The following is a 16,555-nucleotide window of genomic DNA, read 5'->3' on the forward strand; positions in this document are numbered from 1 at the left end:
AGGCCCGGGGAGGGGCCCGGGTGCGGGCGGCGGGGCCGTCCTCGCCGTTTCGGCGGGAGGACCTGTCGAAGCCGGACGATCGAGGTCCGTGGCGCCGAGCCGGAAACGGACGGAGGCGTGGACAGGCGATCTGACACATTGACGTGTCTTTCTGACGGCTGCAAGGTGAGCAGCTTCACGTTTGTCGAAGAAGTGAGCGATGGCTCGGTGGAAATCGGCCGCATGAAAGTATCTGGATCCCCCCAAAGCGGACTGATCTGAAGGCGGTCCACAGCTTGAGGGTGAAGGGAGCGGATCTTTGCTTCACCTTGGATGAAGGGAGACGCATTGGCGTCAACGCCTCGGCAGGGGCGGCAACTTCGTACCCCAGGGGGGGAAATGAGTTTCTTTGTGGCTCGTATATCCGGCACCAAGGCGGCGAAGGGCGCTGTCGTCGCGGCGATGGCGGTTGCGGCCATCGGTCTTACCGCGCCGCTCTCCAGCGCCTACAACGAGAGCACGTGGCAGGCGGGTTGCCGAGGATACTGGTACTCGACGTCCGGCCACGGGTACTGCTACGACGCGGATACCTCCCGGTACAAGGGCTGGTTCACGAACTACGACTGCAACTACGAGCTCGACACCCAGCACTACACCAAGCTCTCCAACGGCTACGTAGGCAAGTACGACTCCTACGAGTGCACCTTCAAGATCAACAGCACCAAGGTGTACCAGTAGTCCGCACATGTGGTGGTGGGCCCGTCGGTGCGGCGGGCCCATCGCGTACTCCAGGGGATTCACCATGACCATTGCTCCTGTCGCCAGGCTGACGGCACTCACACAGGGATACGGCGGCCGACGCGTCATCGAGGGCCTCGACCTGACCATCCGGCCGGGCATCACCGGACTGCTGGGGCCCAATGGGGCGGGCAAGACGACGCTCTTCCGCACGCTCGCCACGATCGCGCCGCCGCGAAGCGGAGGCCTCGAACTCTTCGGGCGGCCGGTCACCGGTGAACGGGACGTCCGGCAGGCCCGGCGCCGCATCGGCTACCTGCCCCAGGACTTCGGCTACTACCCGTCCTTCTCCGTCACCGACTTCGTCCGCTACTGCGCGTGGCTGCGCGAGGTCCCCGCCGGGAAGGCCGGGCCGGCGACCAGGGAAGCGCTGGACGCCGTCGGACTCGCCGACAGGGCCCGCGACCGCATGAAGTCGCTCTCCGGCGGCATGCTCCGGCGCGCCGGGATCGCCGCCGCCATCGTCGGCTCGCCTTCCCTGCTCCTGCTCGACGAGCCCACGGTGGGCCTCGATCCCGCGCAGCGGCTCGACTTCCGCGCGCTCATCCGCTCCCTCGCCGGAGCGGGCGCGGCGGTCGTCCTCAGCACGCATCTCGTGGAGGACGTGGGTGCCGCCTGCGACACCGTCCTCGTACTCGGCGACGGCCGGGTGGTGCACCGGGGGACACCGCAGGAACTCGCGGACCGGGCGACGGCGACCGCGCCGGGGGACAGCCCGCTGGAACGCGGCTACATGACCGTGCTGAGCAAGGGCGGACCGACCGGAGTGGCGGCATGCTGAGCACCTACCGCATCGAGGTCCGCAGGTCCCCGCTGCTCACCGCCTTCCCCCTGATGATCGCCGTGGATCTGGCCGTCCTCTTCGGGCGCTCCCGGTACTGGATCGGGGTCTGGCCGGAGGCGAGCGTCGCGGCCCAGATCGTCACGCTCTTCCTGGGGCCGCTCCTCGCCGGGGTCTCCGCCTGGCAGGCCGGGCGGGCCTCCCAGGCGGGCATGCCCGAGTTCCTGCTCGCGGCCGCCCGCCCCGGCTGGCGCGTCGAGGCCGCCAGGCTGGCCGCCACCCTCACCCTGGGATTCCTCGCGTACGGCATCGGGTGCCTCACGGCGGCGGCCGTCTCCCTCGGCGAGGCGGGGCCCGGCTTCCTGTGGCCGTCCTATCTGCTCCTCGGCGCCTCGACCCTCGTCGTGTTCGCCTCGGTGGGCCATCTGGCCGGCCGCTGGTGGCCCTCGCCCGGATTCACCCCTGTCGTCTGTGCGATGGGTTGCTTCATCAGCATGCTGTCGCTGCCGTTCAAGTTCAACGTCCTCGCCGGGCCGCCGGACGTGCACCTGCGCCTCCTGCCGCTGGCGGTCCGTCTGGCCGTGGCCCTCGCCCTCGCCGTACTGGCGGTCACCGCACCGCCGCTGACGAGGAAGGCCGAGCGCCGGGCGCCCCGTCGGAATCTCCCCGCGCGGACCAGAGGAATCGCCCTCCTCGCGGCCATCGGCGCCGTCGCGGCGCTCACCGCCGCCCCTTACGCGGGCGAACTGCGCGAGGAGCGCCCCGCCTCGGCGGTCGAACCGCTCTGCGCCCGCGCGGACGGGAAGTCCCCCCGGGTCTGCGTCTGGCCCGAGCACCGGAAGTACCTGCCGGAACTCACCGGAATGGCCCAGCGGCTCGGCGGGACCGGTGAACCCTGGGTCGAAGTGCCGGACGAATTCCGTGAGTTCGGGCTGCTTCGCACGTCGTGGGGAGACCGGGGCTTCGACATCACGGAAGGGCATGTGCGTACCGCCGCCTTCGCGATGGCCGATCGTGTGTTCACCACCTCTGTCGGCTGGTGCAGGCCCCCGCGCTCGGAGCAGCGGGCGTGGCAGGCCATCGACAACCTCCACATGTGGCTGGAGTACCGGGCCACGGGAGAGGACCCGGCCGTCGCGGACGAGGGACTCCACCTCACCGGCGTCGCCACCGCGCAGCGCGAGGCCGGCCAGGCGGCGCGGATGAGGCCCGAGGAGCAGCGGAGGTGGGTCGCGGGGGAACGCGCCCGGATCCGCGAGGACGACTGGTGCGAGACCGATGTACGGCGGTGACCTGCTGCGCTACGCGCGCCTCCACCGGGCCGTACCGGTTCTCGCCGGGACGGCGGTCGTCGCCGTCCTGTCCGCGCTCTTCGGCGGCGCCCGTATCGCGCTGCCCTCCCTCGGGAGCGCGAGCCTCGCCGCGGGCATCCCCTACCGTCATGAACTCCCGCTCCTGTCGGCGGTCTTCCTGACGGCCGCGCTCGGCGGGGCGATGGCGGCGCACGAGCAGACCGGAACGCGGGCCGCGTACCGCCTCCGCACCGTGTACTGCGGCGCGCTGACGCTGTGGACCTGCTTCCTCTCATTCGCCACCGAGACCTTCGCCGCAGGGCCGGACCAGGGAGCCGTCTTCGTACGATCCCTGCTGATCTGGTTCGGCCTCGCCCTGGTCTCCCTCAGACTGCTCGGTCCCCAACTCGGCTGGGCGCTCCCGCTGGCCTCGGCCCTGCTCCTGATCTGGTACCCGCTCGGCTGGTGGGACTGGACGGCGAACCCGGCCGGGGACCTGGCGAGTTGGCTTCTGGCGACCGCCGCCCTGACCTCCGGAACCACCGCGACCGCCGCCACTCCCTGGCGCCTGGCCCTCCTGCGGGGCGGCTGCCGGTACCGCCCCCGGTGACCCTGGGCCTGACCAGGCCTTTCGCCCGTCCGCACCCGGGCGGCGACCTCGGGCCCCCTGCTCCCTGCCGTGTGGGCCACGGGGACGCGGACGGCGGTGGCGTTGCGGACGGAGCAGGAGGGGGTGTCCGGGGCCGGGGCGAGGAGGGGGCGGGCCCGGCGGATCGTGGGGAATCCCTCGGCGCGAGTGGGTGCTCGCTCGTGCCGAGGGCTCCTGCCGGCGTGGGTTGTTCGAGTGCCTGCTTACAGCATGGTCGCGGCGAAAGGGCTGCCCAGGTACATGATGCAGCTCACCCAGCAAAAGGCGGCGGTGGCTGCCGGAAAGTTGAGCACGTGCGGATGGTCCCTCCGTGTTCGATATTGGATCTTGGAGGGCGCAGATTAGCAGAATCGAACGGGCGATGTGGCATCGTACGCATATGCCTATTGGATATGCTCCCTTAATTGGTATGGCGGGGGGAATGGGGGTATATCTTCGCGTCGGCCAGGTGTTCTATTTCGGTGAGTCGTTTGCTGATTCTGCGCGCATCGGCTGGCTCTCGATCGCGAACCAATTCCAGCGCCTCTCGTAATGTCATGCACGCCTCATTCATGTCACCCGCCGCGAGTCGCACCTCCGCCAGGAGGGTCCGGGCGGGTATCCCCTCTTCGAGGTCGTCCATGCGGGCGGCGACGGCCACGGCGGTGCGCAGGCGGTCCGTCGCGAGGGTCAGGTGGCCCTCGGCGAAGTCCGCGCGTCCGAGGCGGCGCAGGGCTTGGACCTCGTGGCGAGCCGTCCCGATGTCCTGCGCGATCTCCAGCGCCTCAAGGAGGCTCCGGGTGGAGTCCTCGGCCCTCCCGAGCCGCCAGTGGGCCTCGCCCATGCCGACCAGGGTGTCGGCCACACCCCTGCGGTCGTCCAGGGACAGGAACTCCGAAAGGGTTGCCCCGAGCATGACAAGTGCTTCTTCTGATTCACCCGACTCCGTGAGGGCCACGGCCAGGTTTCTCCGCACCGTCGCACGGTCGAATCGGCTTCCGCCCGCCTCAAGGAAGGAGAGGGATTCCTCGAAGGAGCGGCGAGCCGATGCCACCTCTCCGGCCTGCATCTGCAATTCACCGATATTGTTGAGGGTCTTGGCGGAGGTGATTTCGTCACCCACCTCGCGAAGGCCCGCGAGCGCCCCGCGGAAATGCCCCATCGCCTGGCTGCGTTCCCCGAGGTGCAGCATCGTCACCGCGATGTTGTTGCGGCTGCGTGCCTTGTCCCAGACATCTCCCGAAAGCATTTTGATGGCATAGGCCTTCTGGAGCAGGACCAGGGCCTTCCGCATCTCGCCGAGATGCCAGTTCAGCATGCCGAGGACGCGCAGCGCCTCCGCCTCGGCGGGCTCCTGGCCCAGCGTCCGCGCGAGTTCGAGCGCGCGTTCTCCCGCTTCCGCCGCCTCCGCGTACTCCCCGAGGCTCGCGTGCACCGCCGACAGGTCGATCAGCGCGCGGCAGAGCGCTGTCCTGTCGCCATCCGTGCGGTCCCAGTGCGCGATCGCCCGTCGCAGGAGCTTCCGCGCGTCCTGCCAGTGGCACTCCGACTGGAGGAACTCCACCAGGCAGCCGGCGAGCCGGGCGGCCGTCCCGGAGGCGCCGTCCCGCCGGGCGAGGGCGTCGACGGCCAACAGGCTGCCCCGCTCGGCGGCCAGCCAGGACCGCGCGGCGACGGAGTCCGGGAAGGACGGGAGGGCCGGCGGGAGCGGCAGCGCCGGGGCCGGGCGTATCCGGCGGGGAAACGCCACGCGATCCGCGAGCACGGCGGTCGCGACATAGAAATCCGTGAGGCGGGCCAGCGCCTGACGGCGCTCCCGCTCGTCGTCCTCCGCCATGGACAGGCCATGGGCGTATTCACGCAGAAGGTCGTGGTAGCGATAGCGGTCCGGTACGGGCTCCCCGAGCAGGTGACACGCGAGGAGCCCTTCAAGTAATCGCTCCGTCGTGTCCTGCGGGAGACCCAGCAGGGCGGCGGCCGCGTCGGCGGTGAACTCCGGCCCCGGATGCAGCCCGAGGAAGCGGAACGTGGTCTGCTGCACCGGGGTCAGCGTGCGGTAGGAGAGATCGAAGGCCCGCGCCATCTCCTGCTTCTGGTCCGCACTGCGAATCTCCGTCAGCCGCTCGGGACTTCGGGCGAGCCGCTCCGCGAGGATGGTCAGCGTCCAGGACGTCCGGGCTCGGAACCGGTGCGCCACGAGCTCTATAGCCAGTGGTAAAAAGCCGCATAAGCCCACGATTCGCGCGGTCTCCGCCGTGTCACGGGTGCGTTCCTCCCCCGCGAAGCTGCGGAAGAGCGCCACGGCGTCCTCCTTCGGCAGCGCGTCGAGCGGCACCGAGAGCGCCTGCGGGATCCCGGTCAGATGACGGCGGCTCGTGATGATCGTCAACGAGGGCGAACCGCTGGGCAGCAGCGGGACGACCTGCTCGGGCCCGGCCGCGTCGTCCAGGACGATGACCATCCGGCGCCCCGCCAGCATGGTCCGCCACAAGGTGGTCAGACCTTCGAGGTCCGAGGGGAGGGAGGCGGCCGGCGCCCCGAGCGTCCGCAGCAGCGACGCGAGCGCCGCCCGCGTGGTCAACGGCTCCTTCGCGGCCGAATGCCCGCACAGATCGATGTACAGCTGCCCGTCCGGATACCGCTCCGCGAGCAGATGGGCACTGGCGACGGCCAGCGCCGTCTTCCCGACCCCCGCCATGCCGCTGACCGCCTCCACGGCGACGACCGCACCCCCGTGCGCCCCCGCTCCGGAGACCGCCGAGGTCAGCGCCCGCAACTCGGCCCGCCGTCCGACGAGCACCGGCTGCTGGGGCAGGCTCCGCACCCCCTGCCCACCCCCTGCGTGCCGGGCCGCCGGGGACACCGCCGGCGGGTACGCCGGTGAGAGCCGGGGGCCCGGGGCGGCTGGCGCGGGCGATGGCGGGTGGGCCGACGGAGGGTGGGCCGGAAGCCCATCGCCCTTGCCCCGGCCGACGCCTTCACCCCGGCCGACGCCTTCACCCCGGCCTTCGCTCTCGCCCCGGCCGAAGCCCCCGCCCCGGCCGATGCCCTCGCCCGCCCTCCCGCCCCGGACGCCCGCCCTCCCGGGGCCACCCCCGTGCGCCAGCTCAAGCGCCGGTACGCGGTCCAGTACACCCCGGTGGATCAGCTCCAACTCGGCCCCGGGAACGGCTCCGTACTCCACCATCAGTGACTGCCGGACCCGCTGATGGAGCTGGAGAGCGTCCCCGTAGCGCCCGCTGCCGTAGTACGCGAGCATCAGCTGTCCGATCAGGGTCTCGTCACCGGAGTTCCGCGCGACGAGCGCGGAGAGTTCGCCGACCTGCTCCGCGAACCGGCCGAGCCGCAGCCCGGCGGCGATGCGCGAGGCGGTGGCGCTCAGCCGGGACTCGGCGAGCGTGCTCCGCACGGTGGCCGCCCAGAAGCCGGGAAGTCCCGCGAGCGCCTCGCCCTGCCACAGATCCTCCGCCCGGGAGAGCAGGTCCACCACATGTGCGTCACCCTCGCCGGCGAACGCCGCGTCGACGAAGTGCCGGAACCGCTGCCGGTCCACCGAGGCGTCCCCGGTCCAGAGGGTGTAGGTGTGTGCCTTCCCGTCGATGGTGGGCACTCCGGGACCCGAACCGGCGACCTTCAGCCGTCGTCGGATACGTGAGACGTAGGTGTGCGTGTTCTCGCGAGCGCGTGCGGGAGGATCGCCGTCCCACAGCCTTTCCATCAGTTCGTCGATGGCGACGGGCCGCCCCGCGTCAAGAGCGAGTGCGGCTAATAAGAGCCGTTCTTTGTCCGAACCGAGTGCCAGCCAAAGCCCGTTCAGGCGCAGCCCCACCGGTCCGAGAATCTGGATTTCCACCCGCGCCCCCGCTGGTCCGTGGGATGGGCGTCGAGCATCGCATCCCCCGAGGAATTTCTCCATAGCGGGGAGGCTGCTTGGCAAGATCCTGTCCCGGCTGGTGTTCGACCGATGGTCGACTTCCCATAAGCCTGGGTAGAAGCCGGGTGAGTTCGGGAAATGGGTAATCGATCTCCGAGGCGGACAGATGACTTCGAGCATGGCCTCGCAAGGGCCCCACGGAAATGAGATCAGCGGCGAGGCGCGACTGTACGGCCCCACCGTCCAGGCCCGTGAGGTGCACGGCGGCATTCATGTCCATCCGGCGCCGACGGCCCCCGCGCGTCCCGCGTCTCCGCGCCAGCTGCTGCCCGTACCGGCGAACTTCACCGACCGGAAGGACGACCTCGCCGCGCTCGACGGTCTGCGCGCGGCGGGATCGTCGCTCATCGTCGTCAGCGGCCCCGCCGGAATAGGGAAGACGACCCTGGTGTCCCGCTGGCTCCGCTCGCTGAGCGAGGAGTTCCCCGACGGGCAGTTGTACGCGGACCTGCGGGGGCACTCCTCGGACGAACCGGTGGGTCCCACCGAGATCCTCGGCCAGTTCCTGCGGGCCCTGGGTGCCGGGCCACCGCCTGCGGACGCGGTCGAACTGGCCTCCCTGTGGCGGTCCCTCACCGCCGACCGGCGCATCGCGATCATGCTGGACAACTCGTTCACGGCCACCCAGGTACGGCCGCTGCTGCTCGGCGGGCCGAACGGGCTCGTGGTCGTCACCAGCCGCCGCAGACTGACCGGGCTCCGCATGCAGGGAGCGGGGTTCCACCAGCTCGACGCGCTCGGCCGGGACGCCGGAGTCGAGTTGCTGACCAGGGGGATCGGCGCGGATCGCGTCAAGGTCGAACTCCCCTCGGTCCACCGGCTGGTGGACCTCTGCGCGGGCCTCCCTCTCGCCGTCTGCCTGGCGTCGGCCCGGCTCGCGACCCGGCCGAGACAGAAGGTGGGGGCGCTCGCGGACGCCCTCGCGCGGGGTACGGGCGGCGGCCGACTCGCCGCGCTCGAAGTGGAGGGAGCGACATCGGTGCGCAAGGCCCTGGACGCGTCGTACGCGGTACTGAGCGCGGAGGCCGCACGCCTGTACAGAACGCTCGGCCTGCTTCCCGTACACCACTTCGACGCGATGATCGCGGCGGCATCCTGCGGAGAGTCGCTGGAGTGGGCGGAACGGCGTCTCGACGAGCTGGTCGAGGCGAACCTCGTGGAGGACGTCGGCCCGGAGACCTGCCGGTTCCACGACCTGCTGCGGATCCACGCGCAGGAACGTGCCATGGAGGACGACTCGGACGCCGTACGCGAGGAGGCGCTGCGCCGTTTCTGCGACTGGTGCCTGCACACGGCCACGGAGGCGCAGAAGAGGCTGACTCCGGTGCAGTTCACCCTCCCGAGATGCTACCGGTACGAGCCGGTGCTCCCGCCGCCGTTCGCGGACGACGTCGGAGCACTCGGCTGGCTCGACACCCACCGCGCCCAGCTGCTCGACGCCGTACGGCTCGCCTCCGACAAGGGGTGGTACGACACGAGTTGGATGCTCGTGGACGCCCTCTGGCCCCTCTTCCTGCGCCTGCGCCACTACAGCGACTGGATCCAGGCCCACACGATCGGTCTGGAGGCCGCCCGGCAGGCCGGGAACGGGGAAGCCGAACGGCAGATGCTCAACTCCGGCGCCATCGGCCTGGGAGCCGCGGGCCGGACGGACGAGGCCGTCGACTGGTACCGGCAGTCCCTCCAGGCCGCGCGCGCTGCCGGAGACCGGCGGGACGAGGGGCAGGCGCTCCTCGGCATCGGCGCGTGCCACCGCGAGGCCGGACGGCCCGCCGAGGCGGCGACCCACCTGAACCAGGCCATCGCCGTATGGGAGGAGTGCGGCTACCCGCGCGGCGCGGCCCTCGCCCGGACCACCCTCGGGGAGATCGCCCTCGCGGCCGGCACCCCGGACGAGGCCGTCGACTGTTTCACCCGGGCCCACGCCACGATGATCGAGGTCGACGACCCCCACGACGCCGCCCGCGCCCTCGCCTTCCTGGGCCGCGCCGTCGTCCGCACGGGTGACTACGCGGCGGGCATGGCGAGGATGCACGAGGCCCTGGCCGTCTTCACCGGCTCGGGAGCGGCCTTCTGGCAGGCCCGCACGCTGGAGATGCTGAGCGACAGCGCGACGGAACAGGGAGACGGGACGAGGGCGGCGGAATTCCGCGCCCGCGCCCGCACCCTCTTCGAGACCACGAGCCCCGCCGATGCCCGCAGGCTCGACGGGGGTGGGTGAACAGGGCTTGAGACGGGTAACCGGGCCCGAGGGGCCCAGTCGTGCGGGTCGGACTCCGGCCGTACGGTTCGGGCGGCGCGGGCGAGGACCCTGGTCGTACGGTTCGGGCGGCGCGGTTGAAGACTCCGGTCGTACGGGTCAGGCGGCCCGTGCGACGGTGGCGTGTGGCCACTCCCGCAGCGAGCGCCCCGCCACCAGCCAGGCGTGCACGCACGACGGCAGCAGGGTGTGGTCTTCGAGGCTCCGGCGTGACCGCTGGGGCCTCGAAGACCAATGGGGCCAGTGGTGCCGGACGGGTCCATGGTGCTGGTGGAACCCGTGGGCCTGATGGGGCCAGTGCGGGATGAGGACCACGGGCCGGTCGGAGCCGTGGGCGAGGGCCCAGCCGCTCGCGCCTCCGGCCCCGTCCACGGCGAGGGGCACGGCGGCGAGACCGCACGTCGGGTGGGCGGCGGTGAGGTCGGAGAGTCGGCGCAGTGCGCGCGCGACCGGATGGGCCCGGCTGCCCTGAAGCACGTCGGCGCACTCCAGAAGGGAGCCGCTCCGGCAGGCGTCCACGTCGACCACGAGGTGTTCGTCGACGACGGAAGGGCCGACGAGGACAGAGGGGCTGACGGCGAGGGGCGTGACGACGGGGCCCGCGGCCACGTCCGACGGGCGACCAGCCGCGACGGAAGGGCCCGGGGCCGCGACCGGCGGGCAGGGGAGACGTTCTGCGGGGCTCAGCCGCACGCTGAGCGTCATGCCCGCGCAGCGGGCCCGCAGGACTTTCGGGAAGAGGCCCGCCTCGACCACGACGAAGCGCTTCACGCCGAGGCCTCCCCGCGCGCCGGGTCCCATGCGCCCGGCGGAGGCGGTTCGGGCAGCGGGAGGGTGACGGGTTCGTGCGCGGGCTGGCCCATCCCCAGGAGGTCGTACATCAGCCTGCGCATGTTCCGGTTGAACCGGCCGGGCTCCGAGGTGATGCGCGACCGGATCGGGGCGTAGTCCTCGGGACGGTACTCCTCGGCGGCGTAGGCGAGTTGGTCGGCCAGGGGATGGGTGGGGGAGAGCGCCGGGGCGTGGGCGGCCAGGGCCGCGGCCGGCGACGAGGGATTGATCTCCTGCTCGGGCGAGGTGGCCAGCAGCATCGGTGCGCCGGTGAGCGTTCCGTAGAGGGTGACCGAGCCGTGGTCGCCGATGATCCAGTCGGCCGCGATGAGGATGCTGCGCCAGTCGGCCTCGGGCGGCACGATTCCGATGCCCCGGTGGTCGCAGTGCGCCAGCCACGATCGGACCTGGTAGGCGCCGTGGCCGGCCCATACGTTGGGGTGGACGAGCAGCGCCGTACGGTAGCGGTCCGGCGGCAGTTCGCCGATCAGCCGGGGCAGCAGCGCGTCGAACCGGCCGAAGGCGGAGTGGGCTCCCCAGGTGGAGACCGCGACGACGAGTTTCCGCCCGTGACCGAGCCCGAGCGCGCGGCGGTACGCGGCGCGCAGCGGCAGGCTGGCGGTGATCCGGTCGTGTACGGGGTCGCCGATCACATGGGCCAGCGGGTGGGCCTCCGGGCAGTTGCGTGCCAGCTCGCTCAGATCGGCGTGGTGCGGCACGCCCACGGCGGCGGGAAGCCGCCCGCCGGGCAGGAGGTCCTGTCTGCGCAGCCCCGCGACGCCCGCGTGCGGCCCCTCGGTGATTCTCTTCAGGTAGTTCGCCCCGTGCGGAAGGGTGATCAGCGGGGCGTCGATGTGCTCCACGCCGCGCGGACCCGCGGCGAGGGCGAGATCGAAGGTCATGTGGGTCGCCTGCTCCCAGGGGAGCACCACGCTTCCCAGCCGTGCCAGGAAGGCCGCCACGCCGTCACCGAAGTCGTGCGGCGGCGCCGTGAAGAAGACCTGGACCCGGAAGTCGGCTTCCAGCAAGGAGAGAACGTCGAGCAGTCGTTTCCCGTACGTCACTGTATGGATCACCGCCAGTACCTTCTTGCGGCCCACCAAGGTCAGCCACTGCCGTGACTCGGCAGTGCCTTCCTTGGGGGCGGCGGCTTCGAACCTGCTCGCAGTGGTCGTACTCAACGCGGACATGGTGGCCCCCCGATGGCCTCTCTCTGAGTGCCCGGAAATGCTTCTGTCGAGGGAATTCCCGTAGGGGGAGACGGAAGGCTCGACGAAGCCTTGAGGGAACCTTGCGGGTTTCCGACCGGCCGAGGGCATGGCTGTGACACCGGTACGGGTGGGGAGCAGGCGCCCGGAGCGCGATGCGTACGGACGGGGTTCCGGGCACGCGGAGACCCCTGCCGGGCTCCAGGTGCCGGTCTCCGGGCGGCTCGACGGTACGGGCTACGGGCCGACGCGCCGCGCGGTGATGGTCACGCGCGGGGACTCGGAACGCCCGACGAGAGGAAGGGAAAGGGGAGGAGGGGAAGAGAAGGAGGGGGGAGGACGGACCCGGCCGTCAGTGCCCCTCGTCCTTGGACGTGTCGAAGGTGAGACCCGAGAAGTCACGGCCCTGGATGACAGGACCGTACTGGGTTCCGCCGCTGATGCTGTTGTGCACCTCGGCGTCGGGCGTACCGCTCTGGGTGTCCCGCCACCACTCCTCCAGCGAGGCACGGAACTCCCCGTCCAGGGCGGCCCGTACGCCGAGGGCGGTCGCGAGGGCCTGGGCACGCAGCGGATCGGCCGGGTCGCTCTCCAGCTCGGCGACCTCCAGCTCACCCGAACTGACGCCGACGACTTCCCCGTCCCCCGCCGCTCCCCGCCGAAACGGCCGCCGCACCAGGGCGGTGAGCCCCTGCCACGCCTGATGCCCGAAGTCCCCGGCGACACTGCCGGCCAGGGCGGTGAGGGCAGCTACCGTGATCGGGTCCATGCGGGGCTCCCTGGGTCGGTGTCCTACGGGCAACACCCTAGGGCCGCAGGGGGGAACGCCACAGGGGTCCGACGGGCTCGGGGCGCGCCGACGGCCCGGGAAAGCGGTTGTCGACAGCGCCCGTACGCGTCCGGGCTGTGCCCCGCGCGGGGAGCGGAGAAGGCGCGGGCCGGCCCCAGGAGAGACGGCCGAGCCCGAGAGCACGGGGACGAACCCGAGGAGAGACAGCTGAGTCCGCTGGTCCCCGCCGGCCCGGCCGTGCTGCACCCCATGCCCGGCCGGGCATGGGGGCCGGCAGCCGCCCGTTCTCCGCGTGGAAGGGGCCGGGAGCCGGAGTCCGCGAGCGGGTCAGACGTCGGACAGCGTCGTCGCCACCGACTGGAACCAGGCGCCGTAGGAGAACGGTTCGGGCGGGCCGACCTCCATGCCGAGTTCGGCGGCGGCCAGGGCGTAGTCGGCCTCGTCCAGGGGGAGGGCGAGCAGTTCGTGGAGCTCGCCCACGAGGCGTGCGACCAGCTGGCGGTGGGTGGTGGCGGCGTAGTCGGCGACGGCGGCGTCGTGGTCGGGGAACTCGTCGACGATGTCCTGCGAGAACCAGCCGCCGAGCAGTTGCGCGGTCTCGGGAAAGCGCGCGTGCCACTCCCAGCGCGTCTGCGGGGACGCGGGCTCCGGGACGTCGCCCTCCTCGATGCTCGCCTTCAGCCGATCGGCCAGTACCGTCAGCCAGCCACCGATCTCCGACTGGGGCATCCCGGTGTCCGGGACGGCGTAGAACTCGCCCAGCTCCCGCCGGATGGGCCCCGGGGGGTTGCGGCTGTACTCGCGCAGCTGGCGCTCCGCCTCCGCGATGGCCGAGGGGCGGGTGTGCCAGGTGTGCCGGAGGTAGGCGTCGAGGGCCCGGCTGCGCCGCTCCGGGGTGTCGTCGGCCGGCTGCCCCAGGTACGCGCGCATCACCTGGTCCAGCTCGCCGTACCTGCGGTCGTGTTCGAGGGGCTTCGTGGACATGTGCGGGCGGCCTCTACAGGTAGAACGGAACGGTCGTGTGGACGACGAAGCCGTGCGGGTTCGACGGCTCTCGGCGCAGCACCACGCGCGCCGCGCGGACGTCGACGGGTCCGTGCCCGGCCAGGAGGTCGCCTTCGAGCTGGACCCGGCCCACGGGTTCCTCGCGGGAGGGCCAGGCGGCCTCGATGGCGAGACGGGCCCGGGTGCCCTGCGCGAGCCAGCGGTGGATGGCCTGCTCGTTGGCGGTCACCACCTGCTGGGTGGCCCACCGGGCGGTCTCCCGGTCGGGATAGGAAGCGGAACGGGTGAGCACGGGGCTCCTCTCGAAGCACCTGGTCGGGTGCTGTGCTTGTACGGGCCGACGGCAGCCGGATCAGTAGTCGGAGAAGTTCCAGAACACGCCCACTTCGGTGTCGGAGACGACGACCAGGCCGCAGTCCTCCGAGTGGACGCTCAGCGGGCTGTACGCGAAGCCCTCCGCGGTGAAGTCGAGCGCGCCGGGGGTGTCGCCCCTGCCGACGTTGGTGTGGAAGGTGGCGTCGTCCCCGTAACGCGCGAGGATCGTCCGTGCCATGTTCCGCAGTTCCTCCTCGCTCTCCGTGAAGCGCCTCAGGCTGGACAGGGTGCAGCGGTCGTCGGTGAGGGCCAGGAGCAGGTTCTCGGCACTCTTCCGGTCGATCTCCTTGAGGCGACGCGCGACGTACTCCGGGGGATGGACGGCGAAGGGGTACGCGGGGAACTCCTCGCGCTCCGGGGCCCGTGCGGCCTCGTCGAGACCGGCCCAGCCCCGCGGATCCGGGACCGCCCGGGCCATCAGCGCGAGGACGTCGAGGACCCAGTTCTCGTGGCGACGCGGGCCGGTGGCGTCGTAGGGGTACGCGTCCTCGTACAGGTGGCGTACCGCGGCTTCCCAGGAGGTCTGGTCGACGGACATGTGGTGCTGGCCTTTCTCGGCGGGCGGGGCCCAGGGCGGGTCACGCCCTAGGACTTGGAGGGCATCGACGTCATGACGGTGAACGGCGGGGTGCGGTTACTGTCGTACCTGATCCGCGTGTCGATGCCGGTCACGTCGTACGCCTTGGCGTTGATACCGCCCTGCTTGTACCCGGACAGCGGGTCGTTCGGGTCCACCGGCTGCTTGCTCACGCTGCGGCCGCTGGTCTCGCCGGGGGGCGCCGTCCCGTAGAACGACTTGACGTCGCCGTCGGACGGCGGAGGCGGGCCCGTGATCCATGCCTGGATGTCCGCCTTGTTCTTGTTGAGGTTGTACTCGGTCAGTTCCTCCGCCCGCTGGTAGTCGGGGAAGGCGGAAGAGCCGCTGGGCATCGGCTTGCCGTGCGGCCAGGCCGCCGTCGGACCGCCCGACTGCTGGTCGCGCAGGCGCTGGGCGAGCTGCTCGTCCGTCTTGCCGACGTGCTTGTCCAGGGTGTGGCCGTCCCCCATGTACTCGTTGGCGGCGAGGTTCAGGTCGTAGTCGCCGTTCGAGTCGATCCTCAGCCAGACCTGCGAGTCCTTGAACTCCTCCAGGGCCCGCGTGCCGAAGCCGTGCGCACGGGCGACGCCGGCCTCGAACTTGGGAGCGCTCAGGTACGCCTCGTCCAGCGGTCCCTTCAGCGCCTCCACGCGGGTGGTCAGCCCGTCCAGGATGCCCGTGTACGTGTTGACGATCCGGTTCAGTCTGGCCGTGTCGATGTTGAGCACGGTCTTGACGTCGAACGACAGGAGCAGGCCCGCGCCCTTGCCGATGACCGAGGTGACCTTGCCGAGGAGGTCCTTGGGGTTCTTGGGCTTCTCCAGGTCCTCGATGATCTCCTTGGCGGCCTTCAGCATGGCGCGCTTGAGTTCCTCCGCGACGTCGTGGTTCAGGTCGACGGCGGCTTCGGCGTACTCGCGGAGGATGGTGGCGATGCCGTCGGCCGTGTCCTTGAGTACGGCCAGGACGGGCTCGCTGCCCGTGGGAAGACGGGGCGTGCCCGGTCCGGAGTTCGCGGTCTGCCCCCACTGGTAGCCGTCCCGCTGCTTTCCCCACGCGGTCCCGCCCCAGAGGGCGCTACAGAAGGTCCGCATGGCGGCCTCCCAGTCGGCCTGCTGGTGGTTGGTGATGGCGCCGACGGCCTGGGTGAGCTGGTCCGCCCCCAAGGACGCGCAGATGGAGACGTTCATCCAGCTGTGGCACAGCGAGTTGAGGTAGTGCTGCTGCGGGAAGGGGTGGACGTCCGCCACCCTGCCGACCCGGAACACGTGCTTGCACAGCGGCTGGAGGACGTCCCGGACGATCTCGGGAATGAGTTCCATCGCACCGCGCAGGATGTCGTCGCCGCCGTCGTCGTCACCCCACTTGATGTCGGGTGTCGAGCCGAACTTCGGGGCCGTGTCGATGACCGCGGGGCGGGGGCGCTGCTCGGGGGCGACCCCGGGCTTGGGGTTGGCCGCCGCGTCCGCCCGGGTGTAGGCGTTGGCCGTCTCGGTGAATCCGACGGCGACACCGCCGACGCTGACCACGGACTTGCCCCAGACCTCCAGCCAGCGGTCGCCGATCTTCTTGTACGCCTGGGCGAACTTCCGGGCCTCGGTGCCGGCGCCTCCGGCGTCGGGGTACTCGCGCAGCTCCGACAGGAGCTTGTGGGCCCCGCGCACCAGGAAGTCCTGTTGCGCGGCGACCCGCCCGGAGACCGACCAGAGGTCGCTCGGCTTGACGTCGATGGTGCCGCTGCCGCCCGGCGACTGGGCGGCGGTGGACGGGCCGGCCATCAGGCGCCGCCTCCCCAGCCTTCGAGCACGGACCTGTTGGCCGCGGCGTAGTTGAGGTGCCCCTTGGTCACGACCTCGTGGAGCCAGGCCTGACTGGCCTTCAGGTCACCGGCGGAGCGGCTCCACTTGTCCAGCTCGTCGATGAAGGCCTCACGGGCCTCGCCGTCCCAGCCGAGGACGACCTTGGCGGCCCGCCCGTACAGACCGTCCAGCTTCTCGTTGAGGACGCGGAGGATGTCCTCCAGGTCTCCCGAAAGGCGTTGCAGGGTGGCGAAGTCGACGGTGATGCGGTCTTCGTCCGGCATGGTGCTGTTCCCCC

Annotated in this window: 14 protein-coding genes; 5 read left to right on the forward strand and 9 right to left on the reverse strand. The window is 71.2% G+C overall.

Annotated elements, in window-relative coordinates; translation table 11 throughout:
* Positions 1 to 390: 390 nt before the first annotated feature.
* The 4 genes from BU197_RS11805 (at position 391) to BU197_RS11820 (ending at position 3,460) form a co-directional block, all read left to right on the forward strand.
* Positions 391 to 717: a hypothetical protein gene (locus BU197_RS11805; RefSeq protein ID WP_188268204.1), complete on the forward strand. Its 327-nt coding sequence runs from the start codon at positions 391 to 393 to the stop codon at positions 715 to 717.
* A gap of 64 nt (positions 718 to 781) precedes the next feature.
* Positions 782 to 1,558, forward strand: a complete 777-nt coding sequence (locus BU197_RS11810) for an ATP-binding cassette domain-containing protein (RefSeq protein WP_188268205.1) — start codon at positions 782 to 784, stop codon at positions 1,556 to 1,558.
* A complete protein-coding gene (locus BU197_RS11815; protein WP_188268206.1) occupies positions 1,552 to 2,850 on the forward strand; it encodes an ABC transporter permease in 1,299 nt (432 codons plus the stop codon). Before BU197_RS11810 ends, BU197_RS11815 begins: the two co-directional genes overlap by 7 nt.
* A complete protein-coding gene (locus BU197_RS11820; RefSeq protein ID WP_188268207.1) occupies positions 2,837 to 3,460 on the forward strand; it encodes a hypothetical protein in 624 nt (207 codons plus the stop codon). The genes BU197_RS11815 and BU197_RS11820 overlap by 14 nt, the downstream gene beginning before the upstream one ends.
* 439 nt (positions 3,461 to 3,899) lie before the next feature.
* On the opposite strand, the gene BU197_RS11825 is transcribed toward BU197_RS11820, so the two are convergent.
* The gene (locus BU197_RS11825) at positions 3,900 to 7,307 is read right to left on the reverse strand and encodes an AfsR/SARP family transcriptional regulator (RefSeq protein WP_317453384.1); all 3,408 of its coding nucleotides are present in this window, start codon (positions 7,305 to 7,307) and stop codon (positions 3,900 to 3,902) included.
* A gap of 211 nt (positions 7,308 to 7,518) precedes the next feature.
* Here BU197_RS11825 and BU197_RS11835 point away from each other — a divergent pair, with 211 nt between their 5' ends.
* Positions 7,519 to 9,633: a tetratricopeptide repeat protein gene (locus BU197_RS11835; RefSeq protein WP_223183438.1), complete on the forward strand. Its 2,115-nt coding sequence runs from the start codon at positions 7,519 to 7,521 to the stop codon at positions 9,631 to 9,633.
* Between the two features lie 138 nt (positions 9,634 to 9,771).
* On the opposite strand, the gene BU197_RS11840 is transcribed toward BU197_RS11835, so the two are convergent.
* From BU197_RS11840 to BU197_RS11875, 8 genes are all read right to left on the reverse strand, one after another.
* Positions 9,772 to 10,443 (reverse strand): hypothetical protein, encoded by a 672-nt coding sequence (locus tag BU197_RS11840; protein WP_188268234.1) that lies wholly within the window; start codon positions 10,441 to 10,443, stop codon positions 9,772 to 9,774.
* Complete coding sequence (locus BU197_RS11845) at positions 10,440 to 11,603, reverse strand: hypothetical protein (protein ID WP_188268232.1); 1,164 nt, start codon at positions 11,601 to 11,603, stop codon at positions 10,440 to 10,442. The genes BU197_RS11840 and BU197_RS11845 overlap by 4 nt, the downstream gene beginning before the upstream one ends.
* A 460-nt stretch (positions 11,604 to 12,063) precedes the next feature.
* Positions 12,064 to 12,480: a hypothetical protein gene (locus tag BU197_RS11850; RefSeq protein WP_188268208.1), complete on the reverse strand. Its 417-nt coding sequence runs from the start codon at positions 12,478 to 12,480 to the stop codon at positions 12,064 to 12,066.
* 348 nt (positions 12,481 to 12,828) lie between these two features.
* On the reverse strand, positions 12,829 to 13,485 hold the full coding sequence (locus BU197_RS11855) for a contact-dependent growth inhibition system immunity protein (protein ID WP_188268209.1): 657 nt from the start codon (positions 13,483 to 13,485) through the stop codon (positions 12,829 to 12,831).
* A gap of 13 nt (positions 13,486 to 13,498) precedes the next feature.
* A complete protein-coding gene (locus BU197_RS11860) occupies positions 13,499 to 13,798 on the reverse strand; it encodes an RNase A-like domain-containing protein (RefSeq protein WP_188268210.1) in 300 nt (99 codons plus the stop codon).
* 60 nt (positions 13,799 to 13,858) lie between these two features.
* Positions 13,859 to 14,419, reverse strand: a complete 561-nt coding sequence (locus tag BU197_RS11865) for a hypothetical protein (protein ID WP_188268211.1) — start codon at positions 14,417 to 14,419, stop codon at positions 13,859 to 13,861.
* A 47-nt stretch (positions 14,420 to 14,466) separates the two neighbouring features.
* Complete coding sequence (locus BU197_RS11870) at positions 14,467 to 16,236, reverse strand: RNase A-like domain-containing protein (protein WP_188268212.1); 1,770 nt, start codon at positions 16,234 to 16,236, stop codon at positions 14,467 to 14,469.
* Positions 16,236 to 16,541 (reverse strand): WXG100 family type VII secretion target, encoded by a 306-nt coding sequence (locus tag BU197_RS11875; protein ID WP_188268213.1) that lies wholly within the window; start codon positions 16,539 to 16,541, stop codon positions 16,236 to 16,238. Before BU197_RS11875 ends, BU197_RS11870 begins: the two co-directional genes overlap by 1 nt.
* Between the last annotated feature and the right edge of the window lie 14 nt (positions 16,542 to 16,555).

Source organism: Streptomyces sp. CBMA291 (assembly GCF_014596525.1).
Lineage (GTDB): Bacteria > Actinomycetota > Actinomycetes > Streptomycetales > Streptomycetaceae > Streptomyces.